25 protein-coding genes and 1 pseudogene are annotated in these 24648 nt (G+C 55.6%); 15 read left to right on the forward strand and 11 right to left on the reverse strand.

The features are described from left to right. The first annotated feature begins 91 nt into the window (after nt 1-91). The 8 genes and pseudogenes from K3757_RS07770 to K3757_RS07800 all read left to right on the forward strand — a co-directional run bounded on the left by K3757_RS07770 (nt 92) and on the right by K3757_RS07800 (nt 8405). The gene (locus K3757_RS07770) at nt 92-652 is read left to right on the forward strand and encodes a biliverdin-producing heme oxygenase (protein WP_260000796.1); all 561 of its coding nucleotides are present in this window, start codon (nt 92-94) and stop codon (nt 650-652) included. Further along, a complete protein-coding gene (locus K3757_RS07775) occupies nt 649-3228 on the forward strand; it encodes an HWE histidine kinase domain-containing protein (protein WP_260000798.1) in 2580 nt (859 codons plus the stop codon). Before K3757_RS07770 ends, K3757_RS07775 begins: the two co-directional genes overlap by 4 nt. A gap of 444 nt (nt 3229-3672) precedes the next feature. Beyond that, complete coding sequence (locus K3757_RS07780) at nt 3673-3954, forward strand: ArsR family transcriptional regulator (protein WP_260000799.1); 282 nt, start codon at nt 3673-3675, stop codon at nt 3952-3954. Beyond that, entirely contained in the window at nt 3951-5009 is a 1059-nt protein-coding gene (locus tag K3757_RS07785) for a permease (protein ID WP_260000800.1), read from the forward strand. Before K3757_RS07780 ends, K3757_RS07785 begins: the two co-directional genes overlap by 4 nt. A 41-nt stretch (nt 5010-5050) precedes the next feature. Continuing rightward, nucleotides 5051-5287 carry a thioredoxin family protein gene (locus K3757_RS07790; protein ID WP_260000801.1) on the forward strand — a complete coding sequence of 79 codons (237 nt, stop codon included), beginning with the start codon at nt 5051-5053 and terminating at the stop codon, nt 5285-5287. After that, a complete protein-coding gene (locus K3757_RS07795) occupies nt 5284-6195 on the forward strand; it encodes an MBL fold metallo-hydrolase (protein ID WP_260000802.1) in 912 nt (303 codons plus the stop codon). Before K3757_RS07790 ends, K3757_RS07795 begins: the two co-directional genes overlap by 4 nt. Nucleotides 6196-6405: 210 nt before the next feature. Next, nucleotides 6406-6693 (forward strand): annotated as a pseudogene (locus tag K3757_RS19105) (transposase); the annotation flags it as partial. Nucleotides 6694-7091: 398 nt separating this feature from the next. Beyond that, nucleotides 7092-8405, forward strand: coding sequence for a sorbosone dehydrogenase family protein (locus K3757_RS07800; protein ID WP_260000803.1), 1314 nt, complete (start codon nt 7092-7094; stop codon nt 8403-8405). 92 nt (nt 8406-8497) lie between these two features. Here the strand turns inward: K3757_RS07800 and K3757_RS07805 are convergent, their stop codons facing one another. Further along, nucleotides 8498-8887 (reverse strand): hypothetical protein, encoded by a 390-nt coding sequence (locus K3757_RS07805; protein WP_260000804.1) that lies wholly within the window; start codon nt 8885-8887, stop codon nt 8498-8500. A 468-nt stretch (nt 8888-9355) separates the two neighbouring features. Between K3757_RS07805 and K3757_RS07810 the strand changes: the two genes are divergently transcribed. The 3 genes from K3757_RS07810 (at nt 9356) to K3757_RS07820 (ending at nt 12411) form a co-directional block, all read left to right on the forward strand. Then, nucleotides 9356-10753 carry a phenylacetate--CoA ligase family protein gene (locus K3757_RS07810; RefSeq protein ID WP_260000805.1) on the forward strand — a complete coding sequence of 466 codons (1398 nt, stop codon included), beginning with the start codon at nt 9356-9358 and terminating at the stop codon, nt 10751-10753. 591 nt (nt 10754-11344) lie between these two features. Next, nucleotides 11345-11698 (forward strand): CidA/LrgA family protein, encoded by a 354-nt coding sequence (locus tag K3757_RS07815; protein WP_260000806.1) that lies wholly within the window; start codon nt 11345-11347, stop codon nt 11696-11698. Beyond that, nucleotides 11695-12411 (forward strand): LrgB family protein, encoded by a 717-nt coding sequence (locus K3757_RS07820; RefSeq protein WP_260000807.1) that lies wholly within the window; start codon nt 11695-11697, stop codon nt 12409-12411. Before K3757_RS07815 ends, K3757_RS07820 begins: the two co-directional genes overlap by 4 nt. A 401-nt stretch (nt 12412-12812) precedes the next feature. Here K3757_RS07820 and K3757_RS07825 read toward each other — a convergent pair whose 3' ends face one another. The 4 genes from K3757_RS07825 to tyrS all read right to left on the reverse strand — a co-directional run bounded on the left by K3757_RS07825 (nt 12813) and on the right by tyrS (nt 16609). Then, entirely contained in the window at nt 12813-13298 is a 486-nt protein-coding gene (locus tag K3757_RS07825) for an Hsp20/alpha crystallin family protein (RefSeq protein WP_260000808.1), read from the reverse strand. Between the two features lie 388 nt (nt 13299-13686). Next, nucleotides 13687-14442, reverse strand: coding sequence for a 3-hydroxyacyl-CoA dehydrogenase (locus K3757_RS07830; RefSeq protein WP_260000809.1), 756 nt, complete (start codon nt 14440-14442; stop codon nt 13687-13689). A gap of 35 nt (nt 14443-14477) precedes the next feature. Then, nucleotides 14478-15302: a GNAT family N-acetyltransferase gene (locus tag K3757_RS07835; RefSeq protein ID WP_260000810.1), complete on the reverse strand. Its 825-nt coding sequence runs from the start codon at nt 15300-15302 to the stop codon at nt 14478-14480. Between the two features lie 56 nt (nt 15303-15358). Beyond that, nucleotides 15359-16609: a tyrosine--tRNA ligase gene (gene tyrS / locus K3757_RS07840; RefSeq protein WP_260000811.1), complete on the reverse strand. Its 1251-nt coding sequence runs from the start codon at nt 16607-16609 to the stop codon at nt 15359-15361. 69 nt (nt 16610-16678) lie between these two features. On the opposite strand from tyrS, the gene K3757_RS07845 reads away from it, so the two are divergent. Further along, nucleotides 16679-17791 carry an anhydro-N-acetylmuramic acid kinase gene (locus K3757_RS07845; RefSeq protein WP_260000812.1) on the forward strand — a complete coding sequence of 371 codons (1113 nt, stop codon included), beginning with the start codon at nt 16679-16681 and terminating at the stop codon, nt 17789-17791. A 25-nt stretch (nt 17792-17816) separates the two neighbouring features. On the opposite strand, the gene K3757_RS07850 is transcribed toward K3757_RS07845, so the two are convergent. Genes K3757_RS07850 through K3757_RS07860 form a run of 3 tightly spaced genes read right to left on the reverse strand, consistent with a single transcriptional unit; the run spans nt 17817 to nt 19077 of the window. Next, a complete protein-coding gene (locus tag K3757_RS07850) occupies nt 17817-18158 on the reverse strand; it encodes a hypothetical protein (protein ID WP_260000813.1) in 342 nt (113 codons plus the stop codon). After that, entirely contained in the window at nt 18155-18568 is a 414-nt protein-coding gene (locus tag K3757_RS07855; protein WP_260000814.1) for a cupin domain-containing protein, read from the reverse strand. The genes K3757_RS07850 and K3757_RS07855 overlap by 4 nt, the downstream gene beginning before the upstream one ends. Further along, a complete protein-coding gene (locus K3757_RS07860; protein ID WP_260000815.1) occupies nt 18565-19077 on the reverse strand; it encodes a GNAT family N-acetyltransferase in 513 nt (170 codons plus the stop codon). The genes K3757_RS07855 and K3757_RS07860 overlap by 4 nt, the downstream gene beginning before the upstream one ends. 218 nt (nt 19078-19295) lie before the next feature. Here K3757_RS07860 and K3757_RS07865 point away from each other — a divergent pair, with 218 nt between their 5' ends. After that, on the forward strand, nt 19296-19724 hold the full coding sequence (locus K3757_RS07865; RefSeq protein WP_260000816.1) for a PRC-barrel domain-containing protein: 429 nt from the start codon (nt 19296-19298) through the stop codon (nt 19722-19724). A 229-nt stretch (nt 19725-19953) separates the two neighbouring features. Next, nucleotides 19954-20280, forward strand: a complete 327-nt coding sequence (locus K3757_RS07870; RefSeq protein WP_260000817.1) for an RcnB family protein — start codon at nt 19954-19956, stop codon at nt 20278-20280. Between the two features lie 167 nt (nt 20281-20447). Here K3757_RS07870 and eno read toward each other — a convergent pair whose 3' ends face one another. Continuing rightward, on the reverse strand, nt 20448-21722 hold the full coding sequence (gene eno / locus K3757_RS07875) for a phosphopyruvate hydratase (protein ID WP_260000819.1): 1275 nt from the start codon (nt 21720-21722) through the stop codon (nt 20448-20450). Nucleotides 21723-21775: 53 nt separating this feature from the next. Then, on the reverse strand, nt 21776-22666 hold the full coding sequence (locus tag K3757_RS07880; RefSeq protein WP_260000822.1) for a DMT family transporter: 891 nt from the start codon (nt 22664-22666) through the stop codon (nt 21776-21778). Nucleotides 22667-22696: 30 nt separating this feature from the next. Here K3757_RS07880 and K3757_RS07885 point away from each other — a divergent pair, with 30 nt between their 5' ends. Continuing rightward, nucleotides 22697-23794 carry an AbrB family transcriptional regulator gene (locus K3757_RS07885; RefSeq protein WP_260001214.1) on the forward strand — a complete coding sequence of 366 codons (1098 nt, stop codon included), beginning with the start codon at nt 22697-22699 and terminating at the stop codon, nt 23792-23794. A 3-nt stretch (nt 23795-23797) separates the two neighbouring features. Here K3757_RS07885 and K3757_RS07890 read toward each other — a convergent pair whose 3' ends face one another. Next, nucleotides 23798-24517, reverse strand: coding sequence for an NYN domain-containing protein (locus tag K3757_RS07890; RefSeq protein ID WP_260000823.1), 720 nt, complete (start codon nt 24515-24517; stop codon nt 23798-23800). Nucleotides 24518-24648: the final 131 nt, after the last annotated feature.

Genomic DNA, 24648 nt, shown 5'->3' on the forward strand with positions numbered 1-24648 from the left:
TATATTAATGACAAAGAACTTTCGCTTTAGTAGCTTTGCGCCAAATTTTAATAATTACCTCAATAGGTCTTCGCTATTGGGAAGTCGGGTCATGATGAAAACAGATTTTCGACATGCGCTTCGGGAACGAACGCGTACAGATCACGATTTGTTGGATCGAATGATCACGACGCTTGATATTGCGCAATTGCATGATTTCAGAGTGTTTTTGCAGATACACCATTGCTGCTTTTTGGTGATGCAGTCACGGTCGCTGGATCAGGGGCTTTCGACGGCGCCACTTTCAAGCATGATCGACGGCCTTGCCATGGATCTTAACATTGTATCCTGCAATCAATCGGAGATTGACCTGCCGATCCCATCCGCGCTGGACCCCTTATCAATCGACTATATGGTGGCGGGGTCGAGGCTGGGTTCCAAAATACTATACAAACGATGGAGCGCATCGACGCATCCATGTGTCCAACGCGCGAATACCTATTTTGGTCAGACAAGCGATCCGAAACTTTGGTCCGAAACATGTCGTGCGCTCTCGGCCGTGCCATCAGGTAGCGAACGTGCTGATATCATCGTAGAAGACACAAAAATACAATTCCAGCTTTTTGCGGCGGCATTCGCCAAGATAGTCACAGCCGAGGACACCCTCTCATGACTGAAGAACAAAATTATATCAGACCAGACGAAGCGGTTGATCTTACCAATTGTGACCGAGAACCAATCCACTTGCTGGGCGGTGTGCAAGGGTATGGATGTCTGATTGCAACGTCTTCGGATTTCATGGTTAAACACGTCTCCCAAAATGTGCAGGACATTCTGCATTTTTCGGCAGAAGATGCGATCGGTGGACGGTTGATTGATTTGCTGCCCGAACGGACAGTTCACGATCTACGTACCAAACTGCAAATTCTGAACGTAGAGACAAGTTCATCTCGGCTGTTTGGATATGACGTTTTGGGCGATGGCCGGTTGTTCGACGTGTCGGTGCACACGTTGGATCAAACATACGTTTTCGAATTTGAACCCAAGATTGACACTGAAAATCGCGACGAAATGAGTTTGGTTCAGCCCTTGGTCGCGCGGGTAAGACGCGCAAAAGACATCAAGGCTGCGTGTGATCAGGCAGCGATGGCCGTTCAAGTTATGTCCGGCTTTGACCGTGTAATGGTATACCAATTTGACGAAGACGGCACCGGTGAGGTCATCGCGGAAAAGCGTAAGTCGAGCATGGAACCCTTTCTTGGGCTTCGCTATCCCGCCAGTGACATCCCGAAGCAAGCGCGCGCCCTGTATCTGCGCAGCACGCTACGACTTATTTCTGATGTCGACGGGGTGGTGTCACCGATCGTGCCGCCTACGAATGTGCAGGGCATACCAATGGACTTGTCGATGTCTGTCATGCGCGCGGTGTCGCCCATCCATCTGGAATACCTGCGAAATATGGGCGTTTCAGCGTCTATGTCAGTTTCGATCATCAAAGATGGAAAGCTTTGGGGTTTGTTCGCCTGCCACCATGAAACGCCGCGCCACATCGATTTTGAGCGGCGCACTGCAATCGAGTTGTTCGCGCAGTTCTTCTCGTATGAGCTGGTTCAGAAGATCGACATCGCGTCGCGCGTTCAGAGCAGCGAAGCGCGAAAGTTGCACGACAATCTCATGATCCAACTGTCCGGTGGGACAAATCTCATCAATGGGTTTGAGATTATCGCGGATGAGTTGCGTGGCCTCATAGCAAACGATGGCGTCGCGGTTTACTCGGACGGGCGCTATGCGTGTCTTGGGGACGCGCCTGACGAGATAGAGTTCAAGAAGCTCGTTAGATTCCTGAATACGGCTCCGACAGGTCAGGTCTTTGCTACGCACAGGCTTCCCGCCCTGTATCCGGAGGCTTCGGATTTCTCTGCTGATATTGCAGGTGTCCTGGCGGTTCCGATCTCTCGTACGCCACGGGACTACATCGTATTTTTCCGACGTGAAGTTGCCCAGTCGGTTAAATGGGCAGGTAACCCGAACAAACCGGTCGAAGTAGGCCCGAACGGGACACGCCTAACACCTCGGAAAAGTTTCGATACATGGTCGGAACTGGTCAGGAACACGTCAGCGCACTGGACCGGTAGTGAGGTCCAGACAGGCGAGTCGTTGCGGCTGTCGCTGATCGAGATCGTGTTGAAACTGACTGACGAGTCGAATGAAACCCGCCAGAAAGCGGCTGACAAACAAGAGCTTTTGATCGCTGAGCTTAATCACCGTGTCCGGAATATTCTTAATCTGATCCAGGGGTTGGTCTCTCAAAGCCGTACTGGTGCGAAAGACGTTGCAACTTATACCAAGGTGCTGGACGGACGTGTGCAGGCGCTGGCGCGGGCGCACGATCAACTCACGCGGCAAGAGTGGTCACCGAGTTCATTAAGACAGCTGATCGAAGTCGAGGTGAACGCATTTCTGACGGACGCAAAGGATCGCATTTCGATCACGGGGGATGCTCCCAAGCTGATGCCTGAGGCATTCTCAACCATGGCATTGGTGATCCACGAAATGGTGACAAACGCCGCCAAGTACGGCGCGTTGACGGACCATTCCGGGAAAATCTTGCTCAACCTTCGCATTCAGGACGACGGAGCGTTGCAGATCGAATGGCGCGAGATTGGTGGCCCACCTGTACAGGCGCCGTCACGTCAGGGCTTTGGAACCACAATCATAGAAAAAACGATACCTTACGAGCTTAAGGGCACGGTCAAAACGCGTTACCTTGTGACCGGATTTGAAGCAGACATCATGATCCCATCCACTGCCGTCTCTGATACTCAAGAGGTTGTTGCAGACAAAACGATGAGCGTCGCGGACAACAAGGAAAAGCGTTCCATAAAACTGAGTGGCGACGTCTTGATAGTTGAGGACAATATGCTGATCGCGCTGGATGCTTCCGATATTCTCAAAGATAATGGAGCGGACGATGTTCACATGTCAGGCTCTGTCGCTGATGCGCTCGCTGTTCTTGAGGCCAACACAATCACATTTGCACTGCTTGATGTGAATTTGGGTGATCAGACATCTCTTCCTATCGCGCAAGTTTTGGCTGACCGCAGTATCCCTTTTGTGCTTGCGACTGGTTATGGAGACGCCGAGAGTATAACGGCGAGCTATCCTCCGGCGGTCATCGCTAAAAAACCTTTCACTGCCGAAAGTATTGTCAAAGCGATCAGTTCCGCTCTCTCAAGTCCGGATAATTAGAGCCAGCGGCCGCTGACCACTGTTGATCACAGTCTTGCGAAAGCCGTGAGGTAGCAGCTTGTTCTTAATAGATCGCTGCCCATCATCTGGCTTTGAAAAGCGGTCATTGATTTCACTGCAGCGAAGGCGTTTTTGTCTCGCACGGCGGGCGTCCATGCAAAACACTGCGAGGGGCTGAAATCCGCCCCAGAACGCGATTTGTTAAAGTCGCAGAAATCTTTGGTGTCTAAGTCGGCTGTGCAGAATCAAACCGACTTAGGGCACTGCGAAACCAATGACCGCTTTGCTTTAACTGCGATTTCAGCCTGCGCGGATTGCCGGTGTTCGCTGCGGTTTTGATGAACGGCAGCTTTCGCACAATCTGAGCAGGGCTGTCTGCGTCGGATGTAAGGCCCTTGATGCAGATCAATGCGCAGACACGTTTCAGCGCATATGCATTTTTCTATGCATGTCATGTTTAACGCACCGTCAGACCGCCGCCCGCTACTCGCCCTTGTGGGGAACGGGCAGGCACATCGCGTGCGTGAACTTATGGCGCACCTCGACGCGAGCCAGATCGGTATATCGAAGCACATGAAGGTGCTGCGCAAGACGAGGCTGGTGCTGGATCGTCGGGATGCGCAATGGCGGCGCTATCGCTGCAATCCGAAAGCTGAACCTGAAATCGACGCGGTCATCGGTGCTGTGCTGACATCTAAAAAGCAGTCTGAAAAGGAAGTCGCATGACCGCCAATTCACAAGAGCAGCATCTGCCGCACCAGTTGCCGGATTGGGTCTGGTATGCAGGCACGGCTGTCGTCGCCGTAATCTGGTGGGTGGTCTACAACCAGCTTATTCCGTTTTCGGAATGGATCACGTCACTGGTCCCGGTTGCGCGCCACAGCCATACGGGCGAGGCCATCGCCTTCTTTGTTTACGACGTGCCCAAAGTTCTGTTGTTGCTGTCGGCGGTTGTCTTTGTCACGGGCGTCTTGCGCAGTTGGTTCAGCCCCGAAAAGACACGTGCGATCCTCGCTGGCAAACGAGAGATCGTAGGTTACCCGTTGGCAGCACTTCTGGGCGTTTTCACACCGTTCTGTTCCTGCTCGTCCGTACCGCTGTTTATCGGGTTTGTGTCGGCGGGCATTCCACTGGGGGTGACTTTTTCATTTCTCATCGCGGGGCCGATGGTGGGGCCGGTCGGTCTGGGGCTGCTTTATGGCCTCGTCGGTTGGCAGATCGCTACGCTTTACCTTGTCTTTGGCTTCGCCATCGCCACGGTTGCGGGCTTCGTTCTGGGCCGCATGGGGCTGGAGAGGTATCTACAGGACTGGGTGCGTGATTTAAACGCAGGGCCGGTGGGCGATCTACCTGAAGAAAAGCTTACTTTGGTCGACCGGATCAAAATCGGGATTGAGCAAGTGCGTGAAATTGTCGGTAAAGTCTGGATATGGGTGTTGATCGGTATCGGCATCGGCGCTGCGATCCACGGTTATGTCCCCGAAGAGATGATGCTGCGGATCATGGGGGGTGAAGCCTGGTGGTCGGTACCTGCCGCCGTGGTTTTGGGCGTGCCTATGTACACCAATGCAGCGGGCGTCATTCCCATTGTCGAAGCTCTGCTGGGCAAAGGTGCAGCCCTTGGCACGACACTGGCCTTCATGATGTCGGTCATTGCGCTTTCATTGCCTGAGATGATCATCCTGAAGCAAGTGCTAACCTACCGCCTGATTGCCATCTTCCTCGCCGTGGTTGCCGCGGGGATTCTCGCCACCGGCTTCCTGTTCAACATAATCATGTGACAGCGCTCAGAGAGCATGCCGTCAATTCGAAGGAGATTTCCATGAAAACTGTCAAGGTTTACGGCCCCGGATGCAAACGTTGTGACGCAATTGAAAAAATGGTCAGAGACGCAGCCGATAAACTGGGTGTTCAAGTTGACCTCGAAAAAGTCGCTGATGCGAAATCCATCGCACTGGCTGGCGTGATGTCGACGCCCGGCTTGGCGGTGGATGGCAAGCTTGTCCATACTGGCGGTCTACCGGAAGCGGCCAAGCTGGAAGGGTGGCTCAAAGCATGATCCGCTTTATCTTCACCGCTGCTGCCTTTGCCGTTCCCGCGTTTGCACATGCACAGGCGCTTGAGGTCCAGCCTGTGACCAATAATGTTTGGGCCATCGTGGGAGAGAAAGAGCAGCGCAACCCTGAGAACCTCGCCAACAATGCAACCTTTGGTCTTGTCTTGACGTCGCAGGGCGCTGTTCTGATTGATCCGGGCGGGTCGTGGAAAGGCGCAGAAGCCCTTCAGGCGGCGATCAGAACAGTAACTGACCAGCCTGTGATCTATGTCATCAACTCCGGTGGGCAGGATCACCGCTGGCTCGGGAACAGCTATTGGCAAGCGCAAGGTGCCACGGTGATCGCCTCTGAAGCCGCAGTTGATGATCAGCGCACCCGAGGCTCGCTTCAGTTGACGGCTCTGAGTAGTCTGCTTGGCGACGCGCTTGAAGGCACCGAACCGTCCTATGCCGATGTCACCTTTGCCGACGAATACATCCTTGAATTCGGCGATCTGACAATCGAAATCAAGCATCCTGGCCCAGCACACACGCCAGGCGACAGCTTTGTCTGGGTGCCGTCATACGACACGGTGTTCACGGGTGATATCGTTTATGTCGAACGCATCCTCGGGATTGGTGATCAAAGTTCCATCGCACATTGGCCCGCAGCATTCGAGGCGATTGAATCGACCGGTGCAGCAAATGTGGTTCCAGGCCATGGCCAAGCGACAACGATGCAGCAGGCACGGGCCGATACCTATGACTACTTGATGAACCTCCGGAGCAAGATTGGAACACTGATCGATACGGACAGGGACATCATGGATGCGCCAAAAGTTGACCAGTCGGCATTCGGGTATCTTGAACAATTCGAGGCCCTTGCCGGCCGAAACGCCCAGACCGCTTACCAACAGATGGAGTGGGAATAGCGTAGATGCCACTGATCTATTGATTTCTAAAACCACAGTCTTTCTATAGGTCAAATGTTATTCGGAAAGCGCAAACAGCAACCGCGGTCGCCGAACGTGTAGTCGGGGATGTATGATGTGAGGACAGGATGCGGTCATTCGTAGCTTGCCTAATGAATGGCTGTTCCGGACCGCTAGGGGCAGTTTCTACAAAGGTCGGCAAGCAGACCCTTTCTGCATGCGCTTGCCAACAGCGGCACGACGCGGATGACGGACGGCGGCAAAAGTTACCCCGGTATTGGAATGACGATGGCATCCCATCAAAGCGTCATCCATAGCAATGACGAATATGCGAACCCCGAGACTGGTGCCCATGTCACCATGGCCGAAGCCGTGTTCTGCCAGATTCAACGAGCGTTGGTCGGCGTATATCACAATCTCGGTCGGCAGCACCTTCAGCGATACCTAAATGAAACGTATGGCGATGGAACCATCGGGAATCCGTCAAAGAGATCGTGACCCAATGGACTACCAAGTCAGGAAAGCTTCGAGAGAAATCAATGGCGATATGACAACCGATTCCGGTCGTTGAGCAGATCCGGCTCCTGCTTCAAAGGGCCGTCGGAAAGGATATGCAATGTTCGAAGGAATAAGGACTAAATTGGCCGTTAGTGTTTGGTCGATTTTCGATCCAGATATCGTAGAATGGCTTCACGGCAGACGGTGAATTCTGTTCAACACCCGCCGAACCGTTATCAATTCGACCATGACTTCATCCCCCCATTTGACCATATCCATCGTACGTTCTGCGATGATCTTTTTCGAAACAAGTAAGCTTTTCCTTGACGCTTAAGCTGCATTAGTCCGACCATAGGACACGCATAAGGCGAAAATCGAGAATGAAATGGGAGGATACTATGAATATGCAGATCTTACCTGCTGTCGTGGCACTAAGCGTGATGACTACGGCATCCGCCGGGTGGTCAGACGGACATCAAGGCGCGATGGACGTACCTAAAATCACTGCAACGCAAGTCTTGGACGGCCTGGACGCCCCTTGGGACATGGCCTTTTTGCCGGACGGCACAATGTTTTTCACGGAAAAATGCGATGGTCTTTCTGTAAGAATGCCGGACGGCGCCGTGAATGCGCTGTATGGAATGAAGGAGACAGAGGGCTTCGCGGATGCCGGGAGTGACCTGTTCTGCGAAGGACAAGCCGGGATGCTTGGCGTCGTACCAGATAGCGATTTCGAGAATAACCGCACCCTATATGTCTACTCGACCTCATCCAAATATCACGGCGATGGCTGCAAGACCAATTTCGAAAGGTGCGACGGCAACATCGTCATGAAGTTCAAGGTCAGCGATGACCTTAAGAGCGTGTCTGACAGAACTGATATTGTTAAAGATATTCAATATAAGCCGTTCGATTCCGATCAGCCTTTTGGTGGACCAGGGGCCCACAACGGCGGCAGAATCCGCATCGGGCCTGACGGCTATCTCTGGGTAACCGGGGGCGATCGTCACAGAGGTATTTGTCCACAAGATGGATCACTTCTTTGTGGCAAAGTCCTGCGGATCGATGGGGACGGAAATGCTCACTCAGACAACAATCCCCCCGAAGGTTTTGACAAGCGAATCTACACTTATGGGCACAGAAACGTTCAAGGTATCGATTTCCGCCCAAGCGACGGCAGGGCTTTCACCGCAGAACATGGTCCATGGCATAACGACGAAATCACTGCACTGGTAAACGGTGGTAATGCCGGATGGGACCCAGCACAGAACACAGGTGGCCGAGGTGAGTGTCCGGATCAATACTGTGGCTACGAGCCGAACCAGCAGGAAGCAGTAGACCCGGCGATTCGTGCGGCCTACACGCCGATGAGTGACACGCGATTCGAAGACCTGATGCCAGCGTCATGGAACAACAATGGGTTTTCTCAAGGCACCGGTTCTGCCGCCTTCCTCAAAGGTGAGAATTGGGGCATCTACGAAGGCCGCCTGGCCGTCGGCATCATGGGTATCTCGTTCGGTGACACACCAGAAGGTTCGAGAATTGACCTGATCAGCCTTACGCCTGACGGCTTGGGTATCAACGGCATCACGCGGATGCCTCTCGGATTTTCCGACAGATTCCGTGGACTTGTCATGGGACCGGATAACGCCCTTTACGTTGCTACGGATTCGGGCACCATCTACAAAGTAACAGCAGAAAGCATGAAGTAGGCTTTCAGAAAAAAAACACCCGCGCTACGAAAGTGGCGCGGGTGACTTGTTGAATTAAACTTACGAAACGACACCGTGATATGGTGCTTAAATCAATCGCCCGCAATCAAGATGTCGGGGACCTCATAGCGCTGACCGTCAACACGGATAATATGGGTTCCGTCTTTCAGGCTCCAATCCGTATCAGTGCCGACACCGGACATCGTCACGCTTGCCTTCAGAAACCTACCATCCATGAAGAAGAGCCCCCTTTTGAAACCATTCGCGAAGACTACTGTCACCGTGGTTTGTCCATTCTCATCCCGTTTGATGCGGTAGCTGCATTTGCCAAGCGGCGCTCCACGTTCCTGAGCACAGGAAATCGATGTCGGCGTGTTGTTATCAACCGAAGAGCTCGGTGAAATGACTTGTTGATCTGCGGACGCCTCCGCTGCCCCAAGGGAAAGGGCAGCACATATCCCAACCAAGATCGGCGTATTCATTTCAACGTCCTCCTCGCAGCCAAATGTTGAATTTCAGCTCAACTGCAGCCTAAGGACGACTCTGTTTCCGGTCAAAGGTACAATCGAAAACTATGAAATCGACGCCAACAGCCGAATGCGCATCCTCAGAACCGGTCAACATTCATACCTTTTTAGCAAAACCGGAAACGACCGTCGTTGAAAGCACTCAACTTGCCAAAACAGCCATTTGCGCACCTACAGCGAAATGCTGCGGTGAGGCTTGCCTAACGGGGCAATCGCTGCGGCAGGGCAATCATCTACTAGCTGCATGACTGCATCGCGGACAAAGCTGCTGTTCGGCATAGTGGGCAATACGGCCCTGCGCGCCGCACGACTTTAGCCAGCGCGATATCGCGATCTGACAAAGGTCAATGGACGCGGGGCTGCTTTGTGTAGTTTCCAATTAACGAATTTTTCGACGTCGGAATCTTAGAAAGAGCATCGCCAATGGATATGCGTTTCAGCCTTCGTAATGCATTGTGCTATTTGGTTGGTGGGCTCTGGACAGACTGGGGCGGACGGAAGCGCATTGAAGCTAATCAACTCCGCAATCTACGGCGGCTCGTGGAAAAGGCACGGTGCGATTCCCCCCTGTTTCGCAGGCTCTACGCGGATTTGCCACCATCAGGCGAGATCGAACTGCGCGACTTGCCGGTGACTCACAAGCCCGATCTGATGCGGGAATTCGACGACTGGCTGACAATCCGTAGTCTTCCCCTCGAAAGAGCCCGTAAACATCTCCAGGACATCAGCAAGGTCGGTGTGCCTCTCGAAGGTGTTGCCGTTTTTCAGACCTCCGGGACGTCTGGTGAACCCGCGGTCATCGTCCTGTCCTCATCTTTCGTGGAATATGCCTATGGCATCATGATGGCGCGCTTCGAACGGTACCATTGGAAGCTCATTCGGGATGTCCGCAAGCTCGGCGTGAGGGTGACGATCACTGGTGGGAACGGTCATTTCGCCGGAAACGGATTCAACAAATTGGTGCAAAGGCTCTATCCGGCTCTGGCGAGGGGGTTGGGTTTGACCTTCATCGAGGCAGAACAGCCAGTTCATCGGCTTGTTGAAAAACTCAATGCGATGTCGAACGTTGCCTGGATCGTGACCTATCCCAGCATGCTGGCTATCCTCGTCAGAGAAAAGGAGGCAGGGCGGCTGCAAATCGAGCCTGCGCTTTTCACCTGTGGGGGAGAGACGCTCACGGATGATCTGCGCGCGCGTGTCGGGCGGGCTTTTCCTTCGCTGAAATACGGCATCTCCGACCCTTACGGATCCACAGAGTGTCTGGCGCTATCATTCGAATGCAGCCACAGACGCAAGCATCTGAATGAAGACTGGGTGATCCTTGAAGCGGTCGATGAGGCGATGCAGCCGGTGCCAGATGGCAGCTTGTCCGATACTGTGCTGCTGACGGTGTTGGCCAACGAGGTTCAACCCTTTATCCGATACGATCTGGGTGACTGTGTTCGTTTCTACGAGGATTCCTGCCCCTGTGGGTCGCCGTTCCGCAGTTTTCAAGTCGAGGGGCGTCAGGCGACGCTCGTTCGTGTGGGGGAGGTGGTACTGTCACCGCTCGTCTTCAATCTCGAGCACGACCATGCCCAGCGGATTCAGCTGGTCCAGACCGGCGAAAGGGAATTCGAAGTGCGAATACAACTGTCCGACGAGGCGTCGGCAGGGTCCGTATTTCAAGAAGTTACCGAGGCGGTGAAACAGGTGTTTCGCAATAACGGTCTGGAGAACGTTGCGGTCAGAGAAAGCCACGCTTTGCCCGAATTCACCGCCAGCGGGAAGTTCCATGAAGTTGTGCCTTTGCAAAGTGCCGCTTCACAAGAAGTGACCTGATCTGGCGTTCGATAACAGTAGGTTTGTAACCCACGCCTCCGTGCTCCATGGGGCTGTTTACTTCTCCGAAGCCGAGCTTTGTGTAAATCCCAGCGTCCGGCACTTTGGTCTCCAAGCAGAACCCGGAGCATTTCATGATGGGGGTATCTGTCAACGTCGGGTTTAACTCACCTGCCATTCGCGCGCGTGCCCCTGTTTGAAACAAGGGAGGCATCGTTGGTCAGAAACGATCGCTGACGCCCAAATACATCCGCGCGATTAAGGGTCGGGCTTGAGTTTGCCGAGAACCACCGGGACCTTGGCTATTTTGGAGGCCAACGAAACCTAAGCGCTTGGGCTTATCAACGCGAGCCGCTCAAAGCTGTCCTTGGTCCTCCCATCTGATCCGCCGCGCAGCTTCTTCAATGCAGTCATTCGGAATGACTTTCAGCGATGTAGTTCGAGGCCGCTGCAACCGTGGGAATGATGGTGTCGGGTAAATCTTGCGAAGCCGCGTCATTCTCGCACTGCCTCAGAGCAGATTATTCTATTGGTTCTGAAAAGTGTTTGGTGCCAGAATGCGTTGGACTACCATTTAAAGAGAGAAAACCAATGCTCCAGACACTCGGCCTCCTTTTAAGCTGCCAATTGCTGGGAGAAATTACAGTGCAGGGCTTTGGCTTGGCAATGCCGGGCCCGGTTCTGGGTCTGATCCTGCTTGTGCTGATCCTTGCCGCATTGCCTTCCCTCGCAGAACAGCTCAGGCCGACAACCGCTGTCATTTTGGCGAACCTGTCTTTCCTGTTCGTGCCGGCAGGTGTTGGCGTGATTGGTAGCTTCCAGGTTTTTTCGGAAGACGGGTTTGCACTGCTGGTTATACTGACCTTGTCGACGGTGCTCTCTATGCTGGCTGCTGTCGGAACGTTCATTGGCGTTCGGCGCGCAACGGAACGCTGGGCAAAATGACAGACGTTGCAACCCTTTGGAGCTATTTGACATCCACACCGCTGATCTGGCTTACCGCAACGATAATCGCCTATCTGGTCGCAGATGGGGGCGCGCGGCAATTAAGTAACCCTCCCTGGGCCAATCCGGTGCTTTTGTCTGTCCTGTTGATTGCACCGCTGCTCTGGCTGACCCAGACAGACTACACGACCTATTTCGAGGGTGCCCAATTCATCCATTTCCTGCTCGGTCCCGCGACCGTGGCCTTGGCTGTACCGCTCTGGGACAATCGAGACACAATCCGGTCCTCGGTCGTGCCGATTGTGCTTGCTTTGCTTGCAGGCTCAATCGTCGCGGCAGGATCGGCCATTTTGCTGGCGCGTGCCTTTGGTCTGCCGATGGAGGTCCTGCTATCGTTGGCGCCAAAATCTACGACCGCGCCAGTGGCTCTCGGCATCTCTGAAGCAATTGGAGGGGTTCCCGCGCTGACTGCGGTGTTGGTCATTCTGACGGGCATCATCGGGGCAGTGACAGTAACGCCTTTGATGAATTTGCTGCGGATTACCGATTGGCAGGCCCGCGGTTTTGCCGTCGGTGTTGCCGCACATGGCATTGGAACGGCCCGCGCATTTCAGGTACACCCTGTGGCGGGCGCCTATGCTGGCATCGCCATGGCACTAAACGCTTTGCTGACAAGCCTGATCGTACCGCTGTTGGTGCGCTGGCTGGTTTGACAGCGCTTCAACGAGGTACCTGATAGGAGTGGGGGCTTGGCGTCAGGGTGATTGGCAAGCCGCTGCTATCTGGAGAGCCGCACTTATCAGGAGCGCTTCCGGCCCAAAGGGGGAACTCGTCCATCGTTTCGTCGCAGCGCCGCAGCTTTCGCTTTACTGTCATTCGTGTATCGCGCAGCGCTTTGACTATTTAATCATAGGATTTCGTACTTGGTCACCTTGCGCCGCAAGCGCGAAGAAGACGTGTCTCCAAGCACTATTCCTACGACACGGACGGTAGCTTCAAACACGTCCTCAGGCCACACCCATCGCTTTGAGGGGATGATCACTCCGTTCCAACTCGCTCGGTTCGGGCAGACGCTCGGCACCTGCCCGGCATCACATCATTCAAATCTGCAACTTCAGTCGCCGGATTTAATTTCGACCTTTTTGGCCTTGGTCACAGCCTCTGGCGGCTTGGGGATTGTGACGGCAAGAACGCCCGCTTTCACCGATGCCTGCACCTTATCGGGGTCAATATCAAAGGGTAGCGTCATAGAGCGGTGGAATGAACCGGAGCGGCGTTCAATACGGTGGAATTCGCGCCCTTCATCTCCGCCTTTCTCTTCGTTCTCTGACTTTTTCTCGCCCTTGATAGAAATCCGGTTGCCGGTGATTTCGACATCGATGTCTTTCATCTCGATGCCGGGCAGTTCAGCGGTGATGCAGATTTCCTTGTCGGTTTCGCTGAGATTTGAACGCACATAAAAGCCATCAGTTTTCGACCCTATGCCAGTGTCGAAATCATCCATCAAAGTGTCGATCTGTTTGCGAAGCGCGCCAAACGGGCCATCGGCATCGACCTTTTTGCCGAGCCAAGCTGTAGGTAACCAATCACTGTTTGCCATCTCTATTCCTCCAATTTGAATGCCTTAGTAATTGGAACTTTCATGCAAAATGGGACTCCCGCAGTGACGTAAATCAATTTCACGGAGAATTGGCAGCAACAAGACTTGCATGGCTAGCCCAAGGCGTCGGCATTGGGGCCGGAGCCCCCTCGCGGCAGCCCAGAGAAAAGCCCCTTCTTCAAGCGTTTTGAAAGCCCGCTTACAACACAGCAACAGGGCTGGTTGCTCGCGCAGAGCAATGTCTGGAACCCGCAATTGGTTTTGGATCTGTTTTACAAACCAATCCAATTTCGCAAGTGCAACGAAAGCCGGAAAGGTCCGCGCCGCTGACCTTATCCCAGACCGCACTCTAGGTACGGTCTGGGACAAATTTGTAAGATGAATTCTGTTACCGCATACGTAAAGCGCCGTCCAAGCGAATGACTTCGCCGTTCAGATACCCCATTTCGACAATGAACGCGGCCATGCGGGCGTATTCGTTCGGATCACCCAAGCGGGCAGGGTTCGGCACTTCGGCGGCAAGGCTGTCTTGGACTTCTTGCGGTAATCCCTTGAGCATGGGTGTGCCGAAAATTCCTGGTGCGATGGTCATCACCCGGATGCCCGATTGCGCCAGATCGCGCGCCATGGGCAGGGTCATGCCGACAATACCGCCCTTGGACGCGGCATAGGCGACCTGTCCTTTTTGCCCGTCAAAGGCAGCGATAGAGGCGGTGTTGATGATGACACCGCGCGCACCATCGGCCTCAGGTTCATTCTTTGCCATGGCGGTGGCGGCAAGGCGGGCAATATTGAAGCTGCCGGTCAGGTTAATATCGATGGTCTTTTGAAAGGCGGATAGGGGGTGCGGCCCGTCGCGGCCCGTGGTCTTTATCCCCAGCGCGATTCCCGCGCAATTCACCGCGACATTCAGCGCGCCCATCAGCTCTTGGGCCCGAGCGATCGCTGCCTCTACGGATGCCTCATCCGTCACGTCTGTTTCGACGAAATGTCCGCCAATTTCTGCTGCGACCGCTTTACCGCGCTCTGTATCACGGTCGAGAAGGGTGACTTTTGCGCCTTGGGCGGCAAAGTGGCGGGCGGTGGCTTCGCCCAGACCGGATGCGCCTCCGGTGACGATCGCGGCGGTTGTGGACATTTGCATGGCAACGCTCCCTATTTGAACATGCGTTCAGATAATCACGGCTGTCGGCGGCGTGCAAGAGGTGTCCAGCGCAGCCATGTGCCGCCTGTTGATCGGGGGCGGGCACCCGCACGATGCTTGAAACGGTCAATTTGGGGTGTCGTTTCGGGGCCAAGGTCAAGACGGGTTATGCCGCAGCGCGAAAGCGTCTGCATTGCCTGCCACAGCAGCAGGTTATGTGCCTGCGCCGCGCGTCCTGCATCGGAATTATGTCCGATATGGTATGTCGCGCGGATGCCGTGGGTCAGGAACAACATATGTGCCACCGGATGACCGCGAAGCAGCGCGGTGAACAGATGGGTCTGTTCAGGTGCAGCCTGCGCAAAGGCGGCTGTGAGGGGGCTTGGCCAGTTCTGGTAGCGGCGCGCGCGTGCTTGCTTGGCTTCAATCTCCAACAGATGATGATCCGGGGCTAGGGGGCGGTGCAAGATGCGTAGCGCTCCGGCCTCGGCCTGACCCAGTTGATGACGCCACTTCTGGTGCAGCGCCGCACGGCGGACGGGTGATGGCTGTGACAGATTAACCTCTAGCAAACTGCGCACAGGGCTTAGGGGGAGGGCCCGAGGCATCTTGCACTGCGTTTCAGGCGACAGGATCACGGGGTGTCTGTGCAGGCCTGCTTGCGCCAGTTGGGTGCCTAAATCACGCGGCGGCGCTGCACGCGGTAGCATAAGAACCGGCATACCCATCAAGCGGCGGCTTAACAGCATCAGGCCGGAAGGCAGCACAACAGGTACTTTCCCGCACAGACGAAGAGCGTCGGCAAAGGCGCGGTCTTGCATCAGGGGATGATCGGAGAGAGGCGGGCTGGTGTCAAACATGCCCGATCATGGGCAGGGGATGGTTAAGGGGGGCTTAACCCCCTTAACCTTGTTGATTAGCCCAGTTGGACAAGCGCGTGGCGTTTCTTACCTGCCGATAGCTTGACGGGCGATGCAAGCGCAGCGGCGTCCAGTATCATGCCCGCATCTGTCAGAGGTGCGTCGTCCAGACGTGCGCCGTTCTCGGAAATCAGGCGCTTGGCTTCTTTGCCGGACCCGGCAAGGCCGGATTTGACCAGCAGTTGAACGACCGAAATCCCGTCACCCACGTCGGCGGCAGACAACGTGAGCGTCGGCAGGTCATCTCCTACGCCACCTTTCTCAAAAACTTCACGCGCTGTGGCTTCTGCTGCTGCGGCGGCTTCAGCGCCGTGCAAAAGACTTGTGACTTCGTTTGCCAGACGGATCTTGGCTTCGTTGATCTCAGCGCCTTCCAGCGCGCCAAGACGGTCACATTCATCCACGGGCAGCTCTGTGTAGAGCTTCAAGAAGCGGCCCACGTCAGCATCGGTGGTGTTGCGCCAGAACTGCCAGAATTCGTAGGGTGACAGCATATCGCCGTTCAGCCAGATTGCGCCACCTTGGGATTTGCCCATTTTCTTGCCGTCTGACGTTGTCAGGAGCGGCGAGGTAAGGCCGTAGACCTCTCCATCGATCACGCGGCGGGTAAGGTCGATCCCGTTGACGATATTACCCCACTGATCGCTACCACCCATTTGCAGGATGCAGCCGTAGCGGCGGTGAAGCTCCATGAAGTCATAGGCTTGCAGGATCATGTAGTTGAATTCAAGGAAGCTGAGCGATTGCTCGCGATCCAGACGCGACTTGACGGATTCAAAGGACAGCATCCGGTTGATACTGAAATGTCGCCCGATGTCGCGCAGGAAATCAAGATAGTTCAGATGATCCAGCCATTCAGCGTTGTTTAGCATGATGGCATCTGAGGGGCCATCACCGTAAGTCAGGTATTTCGCGAATACTTGCTTCATGCCCTCGATGTTGTCATCGATCTGTTCAGGTGACAGCAGGGGGCGTTCGTCCGCACGGAAGGAAGGGTCACCGACCTTGGTTGTGCCGCCGCCCATCAAGGTGATCGGTTTATTCCCTGATTTTTGCAGCCAGCGCAGCATCATGATGTTCAGCAGATGCCCGACATGCAGCGATTTTGCTGTCGCGTCGTAACCGATATAAGCAGGCTGGGCGCCTTTGAGCAGCGCCTCATCCAGACCTTGATAGTCTGTGCAATCGGCAAGATAGCCACGCTCCATCATGACGGTGATGAATTCGGATTTGGGATGGTATGTCATGGCGCTTGCCCTCGGGTTTGATTGCAGGGCATCTATAGGGCGGGCAAGGCCAAAGGAAAAGGCAAGAAAATGAGCAAAGCCATCGCAAAGACAGGCGTTGTGACGGCGGCAGGGGCGATGTCGGGCACTTCGCTTGACGGGGTCGATGTGGCGGTACTGCGCACAGACGGGCACAGTATCACTGCATTCGGGCGCAGTTCCTACCGGAGTTATTCACCGCAAGAGCGGTCGGTGATCGCGGCTGGCTTTGGCCAGTGGCACGGGCCGAATGTTGATGCTGCTGCAAAAGTGATCGAGGCCGCGCACCTGGAAATTCTGGGGGACTATACGGATGTCGATCTGATCGGTTTTCACGGTCAAACACTGGCTCATGCGCCGCGTGCGCAGGGGACGTTGCAGGTGGGTGACGGCGCGATGTTAGCCGAGCGACTTGGCGTGCCGGTGGTCTGGGATTTCCGCACTGCCGATGTTGAACTGGGTGGCGAGGGCGCGCCTTTGGCGCCATTCTTTCACCACGCCTGCGCGCGCTACTTTGGCGCGAAAGAGCCTGTGGCTTTTCTTAATCTGGGCGGTGTTGGCAACCTGACGTGGGTAAACCCCGCCGTGGCGGAACCGCACCACGAAGGTGCTTTGCTCGCGTTTGATACGGGACCTGCCAACGCGCCGGTCAACGATTTGATGCAAGAACGGCTGGGGCTGCCCTTTGACAAGGATGGCGCAGTTGCGCGCGGCGGCACAGTAGAAACAGGCGCGCTTGAGCTTTTTCTGGCAGAGCCATACTTTGCGCGCATCCCTCCCAAATCCCTGGACCGGAACGATTTTGCCGAGATGGTCGCGCTGGTGCGCGAGTTGTCGGATGCTGACGCTGCGGCCACACTGACCGCGATGTGCGCAGCAGGCGTGGCCGAAGCGATGCAGCATTGCCCAAGCCCGCCATCACGGGTGTTGGTCACCGGAGGCGGGCGGCAGAACCCTGTGCTGATGCAGATGCTTGCGGTGTCGCTGGATTGTCCAGTGGTGCCGGTAGAGAAGGTCGGACTGGACGGTGATATGCTGGAGGCACAGGCCTTTGCCTATCTCGCGGTGCGCGTGGCGCGGGGACTACCAACCAGTTGTTCAGGCACAACGGGTGTGCGCGCAGCTGTAGGCGGCGGGTCAGTCAGCGTGCCAAGCGTGATCTAACGGAGCGCTGACGCGCAAGACATGTTTAATCCGGTGCGCGCAGCGGCGTTATTGCGCCATCCCAACAGCTTTGGCCCGCCATAGGTTGATATTTCGTCTTGGCCCAGCTGCGTTTGTGAACGCGGACACAGATTGGATCGCCCTTGCCATAGGTCGGGCGAATGCCCACCGGCTCGGCTGTATATGTGTTCCGGTCGGACAACTCTAACGTCACGCGCCATAGGTCCGGTCCTTTGTCGGGGATTACGGGGGCGACCGAAACCACATTTGCCGGCACCACTTCAACACTGTTGGTGGCCCTTTCGATCAGCGCGAGAACCGCGAGAATAGCGACACCAGCGACGGCAATTGTGCGTTTGCGGTTCATGTGGGGATCTCCAAGGTCGGGTCAAGGGTGAACCCCTCGAATGTGAATCCGGGGGAAACGGTGCAACTTACCAGTGTAAAGTCGCCCGTGCTGTGGGCGCGTTGCCAGTGATGTTCGGGCACGATGATTTGTGGTTCGCCTTTGGCCAAATCCGGCGTAAGCAGGTGATCACGGGCCGGACCGGCCTTTGTCTCTGCCATGCCAAGGATCAAGGGCGCCCCTGCGTGATACAGCCAGATTTCGGTCGCATCCACACGGTGCCAATCGCTGCGCTCTCCTGATTTCAGCAAAAAGTAGATGCAGGTGCCTGTTGGCCGACCATCATTTTGCGCCACCCATGTCTGGCGGTAATGCCCACCTTCTGGATGTGGAACAAGGTTGAGCCGGTTGATGATCTGATCCGCTGTCATAGCTTAGCCTCAAAGAATAGCAGATGCGGCAAGGCCTCTGCGGGGATGTCTTGATAGGGGCCACGATCGGAAAAACCCATCGACGCGTAAAGCGCGCGGGCAGGGCCCAAGTTGACCGATGTGTCCAGAACAACCCGACTAAAGCCATCTGCACGGGCTTGGTCAACAAGCGCGGACACAAGTTGGCGCGCAAGGCCGTGTCCGCGCGCGTGTGGAGCCACATAAAGGCGCTTGATCTCTGAGGTGTCAGGGAAAAGGGCATGGCTCATGCCGCAGCCAACTGTTTCGCCGTCCAGCAGGGCCAGAAGGATGATGCCTTGCGGACGGGCATGCAACGTCTCCAGCGTCTCCATCAGCGCGGCATATTTCGGAACAGGGTAGAAGGTCTCGGTCAGCTGCGCATCTATGTCGGATACCTGTGAAAGGTGGCCACGGTAATCCCAGCAAAGCTGTCGGATGGCTGACATGTCATCTGGCGAGGTTGCTGGGCGGATCAGGATGTCGGTCATGCGGTGCTCCGGGGCGGTGATACGTCTTTGTCTGTCATCTCATGCACCGGCAAATTGCATTTTGCGTTCGGATGCAAGGGGATGAGGGCGTTCCGGTGAGTGGCGGCTAGATGCGCGCGGATAACTCAAAGACGCAAGTGCGGTGAAAACATGAGATTTAGGCGAACTCTGCGGCTAGGTGGGGCGTTTGTATCATGAAACAATGAGGAGCTGAGGCAATGAAATCGGATGTCCGGACACTTGCCGCGTTGGTCGCAGCCGGTACAAATAACGCTGAGACTGCTGATCAAACCTCGCTTGCCGAAAACCTGACTTCTTCGGGCCGGATCGAAGACGGCTCTGTTTACCGGCTGGAGCTTACGCCCGATGACACGGTTTGGGCGAATGGCGAGGGTTACACTGAGATTGACGCAAACTGGAACAAAATCGGAGAAATATCTGATGTTTTACTGGATAAAAACGGTCAGATGATCGCAGTTCTGGTTGGGATAGGAGGCTTTTTAGGTGTTGGTGATCGCGATGTGATCCTGCCGCTCGAAAATGTCCGCTTCGCCAAAGGTGACGATAACACCTACAACTATGTGACCAACCTGACCAAGGAAGAGCTGGAAAAACTACCCGAAGTTGACAGTGGCATCTGGGATTGATTCAGTCCGCGGCCGACAGCGAAAGGCTGGAAAAGCAAGCGGCCTATGGTTCCGGAACGTAACTATACAGTGCGTGACTGATAACGTTTTGCCCTGATTTTTCAGGGCTTCGGAACCACCGCCCCCCTTTGCGATTTATACCTTCAACATAAATCAGCATCAGCAGCGACGGTTATTCTGCCAACCAACGTTAAAGATATATGAAGCCGCAACTGCACAGAGAGTTACAATGCAAAATCTAATCAAATCGAGCCTTCTCATCGCAGCACTTGCTGTGCCAATGACACCCCTTTTTGCTACACAGGCAATGGCTGATAAGAACGGCAACAACCGCGGCCTCGCTTTAGGGCATCAGGTAAAATCGGAACGAGGACGTGGACACCAAAAGCATCACTCGGTTGGCCATCGATTTAACAAGAAAGATGTTGTGATCATAAGTAATTGGCGTGAAAGAGGGCTGCCGCGTCCGGGCCGCAACGAGATTTACGTCGTAGACCGCGACGATATTTACCTCGCGACAGCCGCAACGCTTGTCATAAAGGCGCTGATGAATTGATCCGCGACAACGGCTTTGCTGCCACTATGCAGTGGATCGTCTGGCAATGATCCAGGCGTAACGGTTTGCCGTGGAGCCTCACAAAAAACGCCCGCGCAAAATCTTGCGGGGGCGTTCATTTTGTCAAATCCTAACCTGCCCAAGTGCCTTAAAGGCAGGGCGCAGAATTACTTCAGGATGCTGCGGCCTGCATACTGCGCGCTTTCACCCAAGGCTTCTTCGATGCGGATCAGCTGGTTGTATTTCGCCAGTCTGTCAGAGCGCGCAAGGCTGCCGGTTTTGATCTGGCCACAGTTTGTCGCCACAGCGAGATCGGCAATGGTCGCGTCTTCGGTTTCACCGGAGCGGTGTGACATCACATTGGTGAAGCCCGCGCGGTGCGCCATGTCCACAGCCTTAAGTGTCTCAGTCAAGCTGCCGATCTGGTTCACTTTTACCAGCATAGAGTTGGCTGCCTTGCGGCTGATGCCATCGGCAAGGCGCGCAGGGTTTGTGACGAACAGATCATCCCCGACCAGCTGAACACGGTCGCCAAGTGCCGCCGTCAGGGCGATCCAACCGTCCCAGTCATCCTCTGACATGCCATCTTCGATGCTGATGATGGGGTAATCATCTACCAGCGCCTTGAGGTACGCGACGTTTTCTTCGGATGTCAGTGTTTTGCCTTCGCCAGCAAACACATAAGAGCCGTCCTTGTAGTACTCTGTCGCCGCACAATCGAGCGCGAGGTAGATCTCCTCACCGGGTTTGTAGCCAGCTTTCTCGATGGATTTCATAATGAAATCAAGCGCGTCACGCGTGGAGCCGATGTTGGGGGCAAAGCCGCCTTCGTCGCCCACGCCTGTCGCAAGCCCAGCAGCGGAAAGTTCTTTTTTCAGGGTATGGAATACTTCGGCCCCCATGCGAATAGCATCACGGATGTTCTCTGCCGCAACGGGCATGATCATGAATTCCTGAATGTCGATTGGGTTGTCTGCATGTTCGCCACCGTTAATGATGTTCATCATCGGTACAGGCAAGACGCGGGCAGAGGTGCCGCCCACATAGCGGTAAAGTGGTTGTGTGCAGAAATCGGCTGCTGCCTTGGCTGCGGCCAGCGATACGCCAAGAATAGCGTTGGCACCAAGGCGCGATTTGTTAGGCGTGCCGTCAAGCTCGATCATGGCCTCATCAAGTTCGACCTGTTCTGTCGCGTCCATACCAACAAGCGCTTCGGCGATTTCGCCATTCACGGCTGCACAGGCTTCAAGGACACCCTTGCCAAAGTAGCGCGCAGCATCGCCATCGCGCTTTTCAACAGCTTCATGCGCGCCGGTGGACGCACCCGACGGCACGGCCGCACGGCCCATTGTGCCATCCTCAAGGATCACGTCTACTTCAACAGTCGGGTTGCCCCGGCTATCAAGAATTTCGCGGGCGTGGATGTCGATGATGGTGCTCATATGGGCATTCCTTGAGGCTATCAGTGAATTTGCGCCCGTCTTACCCCGCGCGTTCAGGCTTGGGAAGGCTTTGCCGCCGCTTTGCGTCGCTGTTTGCGCTCACGTAGAACTGTATAGATGCCCGAGCCGACAATAATCGCACCGCCCAACAGGGTGAAGCTGTCTGGCCGTTCGTTAAAGAAGCCCACACCAATGATCATTGCGAAGATCAGGCGCGAATACCGGAAGGGGCTGACAAAGCTGACCTCGCCCACGCGCATGGCCGCGACAATGCCGTAATAGGCAAATACCCCGATGCTGATCGAGGCAATCATAAGAAGCACCAGTCGCCCATTGAGCGGTGCAAATTGTTGGCCTGTCACAAAAAGCAGAACCAGACCAGCAGGGACCAAAACGAGGAACCCCAAAAAGCTAAGCTGCATTGTGGTGAGGTTGGCCGAGGTTTTGCGTGTCGCAATGTCGCGTAATGCAAGGCCCAAGACCCCGCCAACGGCGAATAGCGACAAGGGAGAGAAACCCTCAAGCCCCGGGCGGATGATCATCAAAACACCCATAAAGCCAACGCTGATCGCCGCCCATCTGCGCCAGCCGACAGTTTCACCTAGAAACAGCGCGGCACCCAGTGTGACGACAAGCGGTGTCGCCTGAAGAATGGCCGATGCAGTAGAGAGCGGCGTGAAGACGATGGCAGAAATGAAACAGATGGTGCCGATGATCTCTCCGGCGCCGCGTAGCACCACGGGACCGGCCAGCATCGCGCGCTCAAACAACGGAAGCCCCTGCGCGATCACGATGACCGCAAAAACCGCAGCGCCACCAATTCCCAGCAGGGTCAGGATTTGACCCACTGGCAAGGCGTCGCCCATCAATTTGATAAAACTGTCCTCAATCGCAAAGCCAAGCATGGCTAGCACCATCAGGACTGCTCCGCGCAGATTATCCATGCAACCTCATCCCCAAGTTTCGCGTTGGTGATGCGCCTTTCAGGCTGGCTGTGCAAGGGGCAGGGTGATAGCGATTTGATGATGAACAGCTTTTTCGACAGCTCGCCGATCGGGCGAACCCTGATCACGCTTGTCGTTGCGGCGGCTGGGGCGGTGCTGGCCTATTGGCTGAACGTCCCCGTCTACATGCTGACCGGTCCTGCCATGGCGGTAAGTCTTGCAGGGCTTGGCGGACTGCGGGTTGAGATTGATCCGCGGTTTCGTGATGTCTGTTTTGTGGTGCTCGGGTTAACGGTCGGCGCGGGATTCAGCGCCGAGGCACTGGCGACGATGGTGCGCTGGCCGCTGGCTTTTGGTGTTATTTCACTGCTGACGTGGGTCACAATGCTCACCTGTCGTGCGGTGCTGGAGCGCGGCTTTGGCTTTGCCCGTGATACGGCGCTTCTGGCTGGCGCGCCCGGGCATCTGAGCTTTGTGATCGCAATGGCTGAAAGCAGCGGGCGTGACGTGGTGCGCATTTCTGTTACGCAATCAGTGCGGCTGCTGCTGCTGACACTGGTGGTGCCGTTTGTTGCGTTGGCCATGGGCGTGGATCTGAGCGGGGCGGTCACACCCCAAGGCACAGCTTGGCCGCTGTGGGTGCTGGTCATTCTGGCCGGTCTGGCTGTGATTGCATCGCGGCTGCTGAACCGCTGGCGGGTGCCTGCGCCACTACTGATCGGCGCGATGCTGGTCACCGGGGCATGGCAGCTTGGCGGTGTATCCGAAGGGGTGATGCCGCTATGGCTGGCGCTTCCTGCCTATGTGGCGCTGGGGGCGCTTATCGGTACGCGGTTCTCTGGTATAACGGCCGATGATTTGCTGCGCAACTTGGCCGCAGGGCTGGCAATATCGGCGGTTGCGGTGGTGGTCGCGGGCATTGCGGCTGTGGCGGTTGCCGCTGCGCTAGGGATGCCCGCCAGCCATGTGCTGCTGGCCTTTGCGCCAGGAGGGCTAGAGACAATGATCGCCATGGGCGTGGTTCTTGGTGTTGCGCCGGGGTTTGTGGCTGCGTGCCACATTACCCGTCTGATGGTGCTCAGCGTGCTTCTGCCAGTGATGGCGCGCGACCGTTCCGCGCGCCGCTAGGCCTTAGTCGCGTACCCTCACGCGGGGATCATGATCCCTATTCGTGAACTCCAGACGCGGCATTGCTTTCACCAGCCCACTAAGCTTTGCGTGGCCATAGGTGCGTGTATCAAAATCGGGATGGGCCGCGCGCAACGCCAAGCCAATAGCGGCAAGCGAAACCCACTCTTCCTCCGTATCGCAGCGGTCAATCGCGTTGCGCACCAACTGGTAGGCGCGGTTCATGTCAACTTTGGCATTCGACGGTGCTGAGGCTTCGCCTGACTCGTTTTGGTCTTTCAGGTTTTCGACAAAAATAAACCGATTGTAGACGTTGCGCAGGGCCGGGTTGGTCTTTTCCTCGCCGATCCCGATAACTGTGAGGCCATCTTCGCGCAGGCGATTGACCAGCGCTGTAAAATCACTGTCTGACGATACGATGACGAAGGCGTCGAATTTCCCTGAATGAAGAATATCCATCGCGTGAATAACAAGGCCGATGTCTGTGGCGTTCTTGCCGGTAGAGTTCGAGGTTTCCTGATGCGCGACAAGCCCAAGTTCGTGAATGGGTTCTTTCCAGCCTTTGATGTGGGGATTGGACCAGTCACCATAGACGCGGCGCAGGGCAGGTTCACCGATCGTGGCAACCTCGCGCATGATGTTGGCTGCATGTTTCGCTGGCACATTATCGGCGTCAATCAAAACAGCAAGCAGTGGGCGATCTCGGTCTTCGCGTAGGGGCATCGGGGGTCCTTTCGGTGTTACAGTTTACATAGGACGCCGCGTCGCAGTTGGCCATGGCCGTTGACTTATCCAGCGCAAAGCCCCATGTGATGCTCAAGGCGAGCCTTCTGCCGCGTGAGCAGGCTGTGGAT

The organism is Sulfitobacter sp. S223, assembly GCF_025143825.1.
Classification (GTDB): Bacteria; Pseudomonadota; Alphaproteobacteria; order Rhodobacterales; family Rhodobacteraceae; genus Sulfitobacter.